The following is an 11,816-nucleotide window of genomic DNA, read 5'->3' as shown; positions in this document are numbered from 1 at the left end:
GTGAATGTTATGAAAATGCAGGATAGTGTCACCGATATTTTTCAGTATGAAAATATCTCCGCTTCTGTTGTTCAGGATAAGACCAATATACCTCTGATTATTCCTTCGGAAGGTATCGCATTTTTAGGTGAAAGAAATGTCTATATTCTGACAAGGGGGGCTGATGAGTTACTGTCTTTAAACAAATTAACAGACAAAATCCCACTGATTGCAGATAAAGAAGAAAATACGCTCAAGCTTCAGTTGGCTCGTTCTGTAAAAGGGGATGCTATCTTTCGCTTTAAGGATTCGTTACGTGTCTGGGTTAATAAAAGCGAAGGTGAGCTTTCAGAATACGATATAGATGTCATTAAGCATTCAGGCTTCCAGAACTCGAAGGGGGGATACTGGAAAGATGTCAATATTGAGGGCGTAGTTCTTCCAAGGAAAAGTCTCAATTATACATTCACCAATACCGAGTCACTGGGGCGAAAGTATAAAGTTGAATTTTACGCGACCGACAATGAAACCGATTTTTATCCGAAGAATCTTGCTACCAACATTGTGCTCACACCTGTGGCCCTTGCTGCAGATATCGTATTTTTCCCTGTCTCCCTCACATTTCTACGCTTAATCATCGGGCAACAACACTAGGGTTAACTCCTGCTGGAACGCATATGAAAGATCAGACCCTGCGCTATTTTGATGCAGAAATGCGCTACCTGCGTGAAGCCGCAAAAGAGTTCGCGCAAACCCATCCCGATCGTGCAGCGATGCTCGACCTGGATAAAGCTGGTACACCGGATCCGTATGTCGAACGCCTGTTTGAAGGCTTTGCTTTCTCGATGGGACGGCTGCGCGAAAAGATTGACGACGACCTGCCGGAACTCACCGAAGGGCTGGTCAGTATGCTCTGGCCGCATTACCTGCGTACCATTCCGTCGCTTTCGGTGGTGGCACTTACCCCAGCGCTGCATGCCATGAAAATGGCCGAAGTCGTGCCCGCGGGGTTGGAGGTGTACTCCCGCCCGGTGGGGCCGAAGAACACGGTCTGTCGTTACCGTACGACCCAGGATGTAATGCTCAATCCCCTGAGTGTCTCAGCGGTCACCATGACCACCGAACCTGACGGACGTTCGCTGTTGCGGATGCGCATGGCCTGCAGTAGTCAGGCGGACTGGTCGCATGCCGACCTCAGCCGCCTGAGCCTCTATCTCGGCGCAGATGCACCCGTCAGCAGTCAGCTGCACCTGATGCTCACGAAACGACAGGCTGCCCTGTATATGCGTCTGCCCGGGCAGACCGATCGTATCCGGCTTGACGGGTACTTCTCGCCGGGAGGATTTTCGGAGGAAGACGGGCTGTGGCCGAAGGGGGATACCGCCTTCAGCGGCTACCAGTTGTTGCTGGAGTACTTCACCTTCCGCGACAAGTTTATGTTTGTCCACTTTAATGGCCTGGACGGCATCACGCCGCCTGCCGGGACAGAGTACTTCGACATTGAAGTGGTATTCAGCACGCCGTGGCCGTCTGATCTGCCGGTCACCGATGACGCGGTTCGACTGCACTGCGTGCCGGTGATTAATCTGTTCACCCTGGAGGCGGACCCGCTCACCATTACGGGCCTGGAAAGTGAGTACCTGCTGCGCCCCAAACGGCTGCAGGACGGACACACCGAGATTTACTCCGTGGATTCGGTCACCGGCTCAAACCGGACGAACGACGCGGAGTATGTGCCGTTCAGCTCCTTCCGCCATAAAGGCGGGATGATGCGCCGCCAGGCACCACCGCGTTACTACCATACCCGCGTGAAGCGCAGTGTGACCGGGCTGTATGACACCTGGCTTATCCTCGGCGGTCACCAGTGGGAAGATGACCGCCTCCTTGACCGCGAAGCCGTGTCGCTACAAATCACCGGCACCAACGGTCAGTTACCACGCCGGGCATTGCAGAGCACGCTGCTGGATCGCTGTGAGCAGGTGGTCAGTACACCGCTTTCAGTACGCAACCTCTGCAAACCGACGCTGCCGGTCTACCCGCCTGCGGAAGACCGATTCCACTGGCGGGTGCTGAGCCACCTGGGCTCCGGATTCCTGAATATGCTGAGTACCGCTGAAGTGCTGCGCGGGACGCTTGCGCTCTATAACTGGCAGGAAGATGAACTGAACACCCGGCGTCTGGAGGCTATTCAGCATGTGGAGCATCACCGCCTTCAGCGCTTTGAGCAGGGCTACCTGCTACGGGGCCTGGATATCGAAGTGACCCTCGACAGCAATGGTTTTACCGGTGAGGGCGATATTCATCTGTTTGGTGAAATGCTTAACCGGTTTTTTGCGTTGTATGTCGATATGAACCAGTTCAACCAGCTTACCCTCATCGTTCAGCCAGAAGGAAAATGCATCCGGTGGAAAGAGAATCACAGTCCGCGCCTGCCAGGCTGATGGAGCGGCTGGGTGACCGGCTGCCATATATCAATTTTTACCGCTTCTGTCAGTTGCTGGAGCAGAGCCAGCCGGACAAACCGGTTACGGGCAGCACCTGGCAGGTACGTCATGAGCCGGTACGTTTTAGGCCGCACCCGGGGATGGGCTTCCCGGCTTCAGAAATCAGGTCATTCGACGCTGCTGAGTACCCGCATCTTCCGCCGACGGTACGTATCACCTTTATGGGGCTTTATGGCGTGGAGTCTCCGCTGCCGACGCACTATATCGATGATATCACCCAGCGGCGGGAAGGGTACGAGGCCACGGCGGATTTCCTCGATATCTTCAATCACCGGCTGATTGCCCAGTACTACCGCATCTGGCGGAAATATTCGTATCCGGCAACTTTTGAGGAAGGCGGTAAGGACAAAACTTCGCAGTACCTGCTGGGGCTGGCCGGGCTCGGGATTGACGGCTGTACAGACAGTATCGCCGCGCCAGCCTCACGCTTTCTGGCGCTGCTGCCGGTCATGATGCTGCCGGGGAGGACTGCAGAAGGCATGGCCTCACTGGTGCGTCTGCTGGCACCCGGCACGCAGGTAAAAATCTGGCACCACGACAAACGCCGCGTGCCGCTGAAGAAGCCCCTGACCATGAGCGTCAGCCAGCCCGTCACCCTGACAAACCGTCCGGTGATGGGTAACTATGCCACCGATGTGAATAGTCAGGTACTGATGCGTCTGACCACCACTGACCCGGCTGAAGTGCCGGGCTGGCTACCGGGCGGGGAGCTTCACACGGATTTAATGGCTCTGCTGCATGTGTATCTTGGCTCACGGCTCGATGTGCGCCTGCAGTTATGTGTCGACCGTTGCCTGCTGCCGGATGCGACGATGAGTACTAAACCCAAAGCTGGTGCAGTGCAGCTGGGCCGCACCGCCGTGATGCGGCCGCTGAATGCGACGAATACCGTCGTACACCCTCAAATTATAAACATCAATCTTGGCCGCTATGAGCGGGTCCAGGAAAATATTCACCGCAGGGAGACCGATGAAGATGGCGATTATCGCTGGTAATTTTCCTCAGATTGCGCTGGCCGCGGGTATCACACTGATACTCGCTGGCTGTGGGCTGACGCAAAAAGTGACAGACGGCACCGTTGCCGTGACTAAATCAATTTTTTATAAGCAGATAAAGACCCTGCATCTGGATATTCGCGCCCGCGAGGCCGTCAACAGCAATGCAGGCGGCGTGGCACTGTCGACGGTGGTACGTATTTACCAGCTCAAGGACCGAAAAACCTTCGACACGACGGACTACCCGTCACTGTTTAAGGCTGACAGTCAGGCTATTAAAGCAGACCTGATAGCGGAGAAAGATATTCGTCTGCAGCCGGGTGGGGCGGTGATGGTGGATATGCCGATGGAGGAAACCGCGCAGTATGTTGCGGTGGCTGGCATGTTTATGTCGCCGGACCAGGAGAACAACACCTGGCGGGTGGTGCTGAGCCGCGATGACCTCGATCCGGATAAGGCACGCGTCATCGAAGCGGGCAACAACCGGCTGACCCTGCAGGCGCTGAAAGATGAGTGAGTCACCCCGTCCGTCACTATATGAAACGCTCTACGGCAATTTTACTGGCGGCATTGATCTGTATCAGGTCAGCGAGCAGAACCAGACCATCATTTCTGTGCTGGACAATATGCAGCGTATCCTCAACTGCCGCGCCGGTACGCTGGCGCACCTGCCGGACTACGGTCTGCCGGATATGACTAAAATCCTGCAGGGGATGCCAGGGACTGCCCATGAACTGATGGGAGCGTTATCGGCTGTACTGCTGAAGTACGAGCCGCGGCTTAAGAAAATTGATGTGGTTCTGCTTGAGCAGACTATTCCGGGGGAATTGCGTTATGCCATTGATGCCGAACTCAGGGGCATCGGTCTGGTGCGTTACGGCACGGCGTTCATGCCTGAAGGGCGCGTGCTGATACGCTACCTTAAACAGCAGCAGTATCTTGATGCACAGACCCACCTCTAATTTCCTGACGGACAGTAAAAGTATGTCGGCAAAATCACGATTTTTTCAAAAACTACAGGACCAGCACTCCTGCAGCGAAGCCTTTGATACTAAGGCGGAAGCGGATATCGCGGCGTTTCGTCAGCGGATCAGCCAGCTCCAGGCGTCAATGGAAACGTGGCTTAGGGGAGTTTGATGATTGCCCGGTCATGTAGTTTTGTCGGGGTTTCACCCCAGTTTCACCCCATTAACTCCACGCGCAAAAAACAGGCATAAAAAAACCAGCCTTAAGAGGCTGGTTTTACTGGGATTTTTGGTCGGCACGAGAGGATTTGAACCTCCGACCCCCGACACCCCATGACGGTGCGCTACCAGGCTGCGCTACGTGCCGATTCGTGGGGAACAATATTACCCGTTCCCCAAGCGAATGCAAGCCGGGAAATGACTGATTGATTTATAAATAATCAATCAGTTAGCGATAAAGCGTTTTTCATCGGTCAGCACCTGCAGCAGCAAGCTGAGCTGCGGTTTTTGATCGTTAATTTTCTCGCCGTCGCTGTTCCACGTTCGGTAAGTGCCGTTGTGATTAAGCACAACCGTGAATTTCGGCGTGGTAATGGCCAGCGTATCGCTATTGGCCGCGGTGACCCAGGCACGACGGCGGGCGGCGCTAAACAGATCCTCACCTTGCGAATACTCGTTGGCCGGGGTAGAGACGTGGAGCAAACGCTGCATCAGCGTCGTCATCACGTCTTTATTATCGGTCAGCGTCGCGATCTCCTGAGCCGGCGTGCCCGGCCAATGGATCACTAAGGGAACCTGCAGCTGCTCGCGCGACCAGCCAAACTGCTCATGCTGCGGGTTCAGCGGCATTCCACGGCCCGCGGTCACGATAACCACCGTGTTGTCCAGCTTGCCCGCTTCCCGCAGCGCGTTCAGCACGCGGCCAATTTGCGTATCGACCGCGCCCGCGGCGTTACCGTAGCGGCGGACGAAGTTTTGCTGCTGCCCGTCGTCAAAGGTAGTGCCGTTGAGCGAAACCCACGAGAACCAGCGGTTTTCATCCTGGGCGTAGCGGTCCAGCCAGTTAATCCACTGGTTTGCCGTCTGCTCGTCGCTTTGCGCTTTCGCGACGGGCAGTGAGAAATCTGACAGCAGCGCCTGACGGTAGAGCGGGCTGCTAAAGCCATCTGATGAGAACAGGCCCAGCTGATAACCCTGCTGATTCAGCGACGTAATCAGCGCCGCAGGGATGCGCGCAGACAGAACGCCGTCCATATAGCTCGGTGAAATACCGTAGAACAGGCCAAACATGCCGCTGTCAGCGGTGTTGCCGGAGCTCATGTGCTGGGTAAAGTTCACGTTGTCTTTCGCGAACCCGGCCAGCGCCGGCATGTTTTTCTCAAAGCGCGAATAATTAAGGTTATCAACGGTAATCAGCAGCACGTTATAACCGGTACCGAGATCGCGATAACGCAGATCGCTCAGCGGATATTGCACCGAGACGGCTTCCGGCGCGCCTTGTTCCACCAGACGGCGCTGGTAGTCCTGCGCGTCGAGCAGGCCATGTTTTTCCAGGAAACGGCGCGCCGTCATCGGATAGGAGAGCGGCAGGTTGGCCCGCTGCATGGTGATCGGACGATAGAAGTTGGCATCCGCCCAGATATAGACCAGATGGCTACTGATAAAGGAGATAAAGAAGAACCAGGCAACGGGTCGGGCGTAGTGGCGGCGGCGCGTCAGGCTGCGCAGCTTCTGCCAGCTCCAGGTCGCGAAGAGCATTTCCAGGAGGAAAATGATCGGTACGCTGATAAACATCAGCTGCCAGTCGCGCGCCATCTCGTTCTGGTCGGGGTTGATAACCAGTTCCCAGACAAAGGGATTAAGATGCAGGTGGAAACGGGTGAAAACTTCGCTGTCGATCAGCAGCAGCGTCATGCCCACGGTCGCCAGAATAACCGAGATAAAGCGCATTAAGCGCTGAGAGACGACGATAAAAGTCAGCGGGAAAAGAATCAGCACGTAGCTGGTAAAGACCAGGAAGCTGAAGTGACCAACGAGGCTGACGTACGAAAAGAGGCGTCCGGCAAGCGTCGTTGGCCAGTCGGCGACAAACAGATAGCGACTGCCGAGCACCATAGCCAACAACATGTTGAAAAGGGCGAACCAGTGCCCCCAGCTGACCATCTGGGAGACTTTTTCTCGGTAGGGCTGACGAAGAGTCACCATATACTGTTGTTCGTTATCCTTAGTGCGCTGGATCGTCGTTGATAGATGACTGCAGCGCCTGGGCAAAAGAACGGGCGATGGCCTGACGCTGCGCCGGCGCGACGCTACTGTTGATCAGGTTAGTCACCATATTGCCCAGAACCATCAGTGAAAGGTCAACGGGCGCTTTATGTGTTTCCAGAACGCTCGTCAGCTCGCTGAGCAGCTGTTCGACGTGTTCATCGCTATAGCGGGATAATTGCGGCATAAACTCAAAATCTGTTTGTTCGTGAAAGGGCAACATATTACCGTAGCAGCAGCTTTTTTTCCGCATTTTTTCGCCACGACGCAAAAGCGCGCGGCTTCGCTCGCAAAGAGTCACTCGGCGGTTGCGTCGTTGCCCCCGCGGTGGTTGAATACCGCCCGGTCTAAAAGGAGAGTTTAACATGAGTCTGGATATCGACCAGATTGCCCTGCATCAGTTAATCAAACGTGATGAACAAAATCTGGAGCTGGTGCTGCGCGAATCGTTGCTGGAGCCGACGGCGACGGTTGTCGAGATGATGGCCGAACTACATCGTGTCTACAGCGCAAAAAATAAAGCCTACGGCCTGTTTAATGAAGAGAGCGAGCTGGCGCAGGCGCTGCGCGGGCAGCGTAAGGGCGAAGAAGCGTTCCTGCCGTTTAGCCGCGCCGCTACCGGGCGCCTGCGCGACGAACTGGCAAAATATCCCTTTGCAGAAGGCGGTATTGTGCTGTTTTGCCAGTATCGTTATCTGGCGGTGGAATATCTGATGGTGGCGGTGCTGAACAACCTAAGCAGCATGCGAGTCAACGAAGAGCTGGATATCAGCTCCACCCATTATCTGGACATCAATCACGCGGATATCGTCGCGCGTATTGATTTAACCGAGTGGGAAACCAACCCGGAGTCAACGCGCTATCTGACCTTCCTGAAGGGGCGGGTAGGGCGCAAGGTGGCGGATTTCTTTATGGATTTCCTCGGCGCCAGCGAAGGGCTGAACGCCAAAGCGCAGAACCGCGGCCTGCTGCAGGCGCTGGATGATTTCGCCGCCGATGCGCAGCTGGATAAATCTGAACGTCAAAACGTGCGCCAGCAGGTATACAGCTACTGCAACGAACAGCTGCAGGCCGGTGAGGAAATCGAGCTGGAGTCGCTGTCGAAAGAGCTGGCGGGCGTCAGCGAGAAGACCTTTCAGGAATTTACCGCCGAACAAGGCTACGAGCTGGAAGAGAGCTTCCCGGCGGATCGCAGCACGCTGCGTCAGTTAACCAAGTTTGCCGGCAGCGGCGGCGGGTTAACCATTAATTTTGACGCTATGCTGCTGGGCGAGCGGGTGTTCTGGGATCCGGCTACGGATACCTTAACCATAAAAGGCACGCCGCCGAACCTGCGCGACCAGCTACAGCGCCGTACTTCTGGCGGAAATTAATGCGTAAAATCCCGACGTCGAGTCGGGATTTTTTTTGCCTGAACCCGCATTACAGGGCGTAGAGGATTTCTACCCCCGCCAGGGTTAGCTGCTGTCGCAGCGCCTCGTCCAGGGTCGTATCCACGATCAGCGTACTGGCTGCCCCCAGCTCGCCGATGGCAAAGGCCGACGCGGAGTTAAGCTTTTCTTGTGACGCCATCACCACCGTTTCGGCAGCCCGCGCCGCCAGCGCGCGTTTAATGCCCGCTTCTTCATAGTCACCGGTGGTGAATCCCGCCCGTGGGTGAACGCCGGTGACGCCCATAAAAAACAGATCGGCGTTGATACGGGAAATACTCTCGAGGGCCGCAGACCCGACGCTGACGACGGAATGTTTAAACAACCGGCCGCCGATCAAAATCACCTCGATGAGCGGTTTTTCCACCAGCGCGACGGCAATCCCCGGGCTATGGGTGACCACGGTACACGCGAGGTTATCCGGCAGCAGGCGCACCATCTCCCCGGTGGTGGTGCCGCCGTCGACAACCACTACCTGACCGGGCTGAATGAGCTCAACCGCGCGCTGGGCAATGCTCTGCTTTGAGGCGATTTGCACGTTCTTTCTTGTTTCAATAGGCGCGATGGCTTCGGAAACCGGCAGCGCGCCGCCGTGGACGCGCTGCAGCTTGCCTTCCGCGGCCAGCTCCCGCAGATCCCGGCGAATGGAGTCCTCTGATACGCTAAAGCGCTGGCTGAGATCCCCGGACATCACCTGTTTTTCCTCGGCGAGGATCTGCAAAATCTGCTGTTTTCTCTGGCTGGCGAGCATCAAAATACCTTCATGAGTGATCTTGTTTGTGCACGATTATGCATGTTATGTTGCTAACTGTCACCTAAAAGGGGAAAAACATGCACGCTGACGCACCGCGCGTTCGCCATATCCGCGAAACGCTGTTATCGGATAACTGGTACACGCTCAAGAAATATACTTTTGAACTATTGCGCCGGGACGGACGCTGGCAGGAGCAGAGCCGGGAAGCTTACGACCGCGGCAACGGCGCGGTGATCCTGCTCTACAATCGTGAAAAGCAAACGGTAGTGCTGGTTCGCCAGTTTCGCTTTCCGGTGTGGATTAACGGTCATGATGGATTTTTGATCGAAGCCGCCGCCGGACTGCTGGATAACGCTTCCCCGGAAGCGCGCATCGTTGCCGAAGCCGAAGAGGAGACCGGTTTTCGCGTCACGCGTATTGAGCCGGTATTCACCGCTTACATGAGCCCCGGTTCGGTGACGGAGAAGCTTTACTTTTTCATTGCCGAATACTCTGCCGACGATCGGCGCGGCGACGGTGGCGGACTGGCGACGGAAGGGGAAGATATCGAAGTGCTGGAGTGGCCGCTGGAAAAAGCGTTGCAGGCTATTCGCGAAGGGGAAATCGTCGATGCGAAAACGATTATGCTGGTGCAGCATCTTGCGCTGAACAGGTCAACGCTACTCGACTGATAAACAAAACGCCCCGAACCTTGCGGAGCGGGGCGCTTGCCATACAACTTTCAGTCGGCGATTAAGCGCGAACGAAGTCGATGTGAGTCAGCTTCGGCTTGAACGGGTGACGCTGAACAGCCTGAGCTTTAACTTTCTCTTCTTTGCCATCAACAACGATGGTCAGAACTTCGTTGTAGAACTCAGCGTTGGTCTGCATGTTCCACACTTTGTCGTGATCCAGTTCGATTGCTACTGGCGCAGCTTCGCCGCCATAGATGATGGCCGGGAATTTGTTAGCTGCACGCAGGCGGCGGCTCGCACCCTTACCCTGCTCTTTACGTACTTCTGCGTTGATAGTAAACATTGATGTCTCTCTATATATAAATCCTGCTACAGGCGACCCAGCAGCAGGCAGATTATCTGCTTTGCGAATGCAAAAGCGGGCGGCATTATAGCCGCCATAGGTGTTTGCAGCAACCAAAACCTCAGACGTGAGGGCGATTAGCGCAGTTCGTTGGCCCGGCGGAATCGGCCCTGATAATCAAATACTTTCTCCCGCACCTGCCAGTATTGCCCCTTCATGCGCGCCACGACAAAGTCCGGATGGCGCAGAAGCGCCTGCTGGGCGAGGATATCGGCGGGCGTTATCCAGCGCAGCGGCACGCCCGGCGTTCGGGTATGCGGGCGGATAAAGAGCTGCTCAAAGGCGGTACGCTGGGCGGGCGTATGCAGGCGGAAGCGCTCACTAACATCCGCGCCATCTTCATCGTAATAGGTAATTTTTAGCCAGGCGCCTTTGTCATCCGCGCCGTGCTGCAGATCCATACCGCTACAGCGCAGCACCAGCGCGTCTTTAAGCTTCAGCGCGGCTTTCAGCATGTCGTCGGGGTCGACCAGGATGGTATCGCACTCGCGGCAGCGGCGGGCGGCGATATCGTTTTCCGCGTTACACTGCGGGCAGTTTTTAAAGCGAAAACGAAAATCACACTGCTCGCGATGGCCTTCGTCATCCTCAAACCAGCCCTGGCAGCGGCGGCCAAAGTGTTCAATCAGCGTGCCGTCGGCGGTGGTTTTCCCCCAGAAGGTATTGGCGAAACCGCATGCCGGGCAAAAAACCTGGACCGGCACGTTGTCGCTTCTCCCCTTCGGCGTTCCCACTTCAGGCGCGTAAAGGTCGTGCGGATTCCCGGCGTAATCGAGAATCAGGCAGTCCGTCTTACCCGGCGCCAGGCGCAGGCCGCGGCCGACGATCTGTTGGTAAAGGCTCACCGACTCGGTCGGGCGCAGGATAGCGATCAGATCGACATGCGGCGCATCAAAGCCGGTCGTCAGTACCGCGACGTTAACCAGATAGCGGTACTGCTGAGCTTTAAACGCGTCGATGATGCGATCGCGCTCCGGCCCCGGCGTTTCACCGGTGATTAAGGCCGCTTCGCCCTGCGGAAGCAACCCGGTCACTTCGCGGGCGTGTTCAACGGTGGCGGCGAAAATCATCACCCCTTTGCGCGTTTGGGCAAATTCAACGATTTGGCTGACGATATGCGGCGTGACGCGCTGCTGTTTTTTCAGTTCGTGGTTTAAATCAGCCTCGCTGAACAGGCCGTTACTTTGCGCCTGCAGGCGGCTGAAGTCATATTGAACCACCGGCATATCCAGCCGCTCCGGCGGCGTCAGGTAGCCGTTCTTAATCATATAGCGCAGCGGCAGCTCGTAGATACAGTCGCGAAATAGCGCGTTTTCATCACCGCGCACCATGCCGTGGTAGTGGAACTGGTAAATCCACCCCTTACCGAGGCGAAAAGGCGTCGCGGTCAGCCCCAGCAGGCGCAGGTGCGGATTGACCTGCTGAAGGTGGCTGATAATCTGCTGATACTGGCTGTCATCATCGTCGCTGATGCGGTGGCACTCGTCGACGATCAGCAGCGAAAACTCGCCCTGAAACTGGTCGAGGTTGCGGGCGACCGACTGCACGCTGCCAAAGACCACTTTACCGTGGCTCTCTTTACGCTTGAGGCCCGCGGCGAAAATATCCGCTTCCAGGCCGAGCGCGCAATACTTGGCGTGGTTCTGCGCCACCAGCTCTTTAACGTGCGCCAGCACCAGCACGCGACCGCGCGCCAGGCGCGCAAGTTCGGCGATAACCAGGCTTTTACCTGCGCCTGTCGGCAGCACAATCGCGGCAGGTTCATGATGGCGGCGAAACCAGGCGAGCGTCGCGTCGACCGCCTCTTTTTGGTAGGGACGTAATGTAAATGTCATGAATTTATGGCG

The 11,816-nt window shown here is 56.1% G+C and carries 12 protein-coding genes and 1 tRNA gene; 7 read left to right on the top strand and 6 right to left on the bottom strand.

The annotated features are described in order from the left end of the window. The 5 genes from FQK12_RS23265 to tssE form a co-directional block, all read left to right on the top strand. Positions 1-633, top strand: a 633-nt coding sequence (locus FQK12_RS23265; RefSeq protein WP_146295773.1) for a hypothetical protein, incomplete at its 5' end; no start/stop codon positions are given. A 23-nt stretch (positions 634-656) separates the two neighbouring features. Then, on the top strand, positions 657-2,420 hold the full coding sequence (gene tssF, locus FQK12_RS23260; protein WP_014230187.1) for a type VI secretion system baseplate subunit TssF: 1,764 nt from the start codon (positions 657-659) through the stop codon (positions 2,418-2,420). Then, positions 2,375-3,478 carry a type VI secretion system baseplate subunit TssG gene (gene tssG, locus FQK12_RS23255; RefSeq protein ID WP_032693684.1) on the top strand — a complete coding sequence of 368 codons (1,104 nt, stop codon included), beginning with the start codon at positions 2,375-2,377 and terminating at the stop codon, positions 3,476-3,478. Before tssF ends, tssG begins: the two co-directional genes overlap by 46 nt. Then, entirely contained in the window at positions 3,459-3,995 is a 537-nt protein-coding gene (gene tssJ / locus FQK12_RS23250) for a type VI secretion system lipoprotein TssJ (RefSeq protein ID WP_014230185.1), read from the top strand. The genes tssG and tssJ overlap by 20 nt, the downstream gene beginning before the upstream one ends. Then, on the top strand, positions 3,988-4,440 hold the full coding sequence (gene tssE / locus FQK12_RS23245) for a type VI secretion system baseplate subunit TssE (protein WP_014230184.1): 453 nt from the start codon (positions 3,988-3,990) through the stop codon (positions 4,438-4,440). The genes tssJ and tssE overlap by 8 nt, the downstream gene beginning before the upstream one ends. A gap of 293 nt (positions 4,441-4,733) precedes the next feature. Here the strand turns inward: tssE and FQK12_RS23235 are convergent. The 3 genes from FQK12_RS23235 to FQK12_RS23225 form a co-directional block, all read right to left on the bottom strand. Beyond that, positions 4,734-4,810: transfer RNA gene (locus FQK12_RS23235), tRNA-Pro, on the bottom strand. Between the two features lie 77 nt (positions 4,811-4,887). After that, the gene (yejM, locus tag FQK12_RS23230) at positions 4,888-6,648 is read right to left on the bottom strand and encodes an LPS biosynthesis-modulating metalloenzyme YejM (RefSeq protein WP_014230182.1); all 1,761 of its coding nucleotides are present in this window, start codon (positions 6,646-6,648) and stop codon (positions 4,888-4,890) included. A gap of 19 nt (positions 6,649-6,667) precedes the next feature. Continuing rightward, positions 6,668-6,895: a YejL family protein gene (locus FQK12_RS23225; RefSeq protein WP_004133900.1), complete on the bottom strand. Its 228-nt coding sequence runs from the start codon at positions 6,893-6,895 to the stop codon at positions 6,668-6,670. Positions 6,896-7,073: 178 nt separating this feature from the next. Between FQK12_RS23225 and yejK the strand changes: the two genes are divergently transcribed. After that, positions 7,074-8,081, top strand: coding sequence for a nucleoid-associated protein YejK (gene yejK / locus FQK12_RS23220; protein WP_004122954.1), 1,008 nt, complete (start codon positions 7,074-7,076; stop codon positions 8,079-8,081). A 49-nt stretch (positions 8,082-8,130) separates the two neighbouring features. On the opposite strand, the gene FQK12_RS23215 is transcribed toward yejK, so the two are convergent. Beyond that, positions 8,131-8,889 carry a DeoR/GlpR family DNA-binding transcription regulator gene (locus tag FQK12_RS23215; protein WP_014230181.1) on the bottom strand — a complete coding sequence of 253 codons (759 nt, stop codon included), beginning with the start codon at positions 8,887-8,889 and terminating at the stop codon, positions 8,131-8,133. A gap of 80 nt (positions 8,890-8,969) precedes the next feature. On the opposite strand from FQK12_RS23215, the gene FQK12_RS23210 reads away from it, so the two are divergent. Continuing rightward, positions 8,970-9,563, top strand: a complete 594-nt coding sequence (locus FQK12_RS23210) for an NUDIX domain-containing protein (protein WP_014230180.1) — start codon at positions 8,970-8,972, stop codon at positions 9,561-9,563. Positions 9,564-9,624: 61 nt separating this feature from the next. Here the strand turns inward: FQK12_RS23210 and rplY are convergent, their stop codons facing one another. Then, a complete protein-coding gene (gene rplY / locus FQK12_RS23205) occupies positions 9,625-9,909 on the bottom strand; it encodes a 50S ribosomal protein L25 (protein WP_004114143.1) in 285 nt (94 codons plus the stop codon). Between the two features lie 137 nt (positions 9,910-10,046). After that, positions 10,047-11,804, bottom strand: coding sequence for a DEAD/DEAH box helicase (locus FQK12_RS23200; RefSeq protein WP_014230179.1), 1,758 nt, complete (start codon positions 11,802-11,804; stop codon positions 10,047-10,049). Between the last annotated feature and the right edge of the window lie 12 nt (positions 11,805-11,816).

Origin of the sequence: Klebsiella sp. ME-303 (assembly GCF_007910085.1) — a bacterium.
GTDB classification, from domain to species: Bacteria; Pseudomonadota; Gammaproteobacteria; order Enterobacterales; family Enterobacteriaceae; genus Klebsiella; species Klebsiella michiganensis.
The sequence above is the reverse complement of the archived record's forward strand: the minus strand, read 5'-3'. Positions and strand labels throughout refer to the sequence as shown.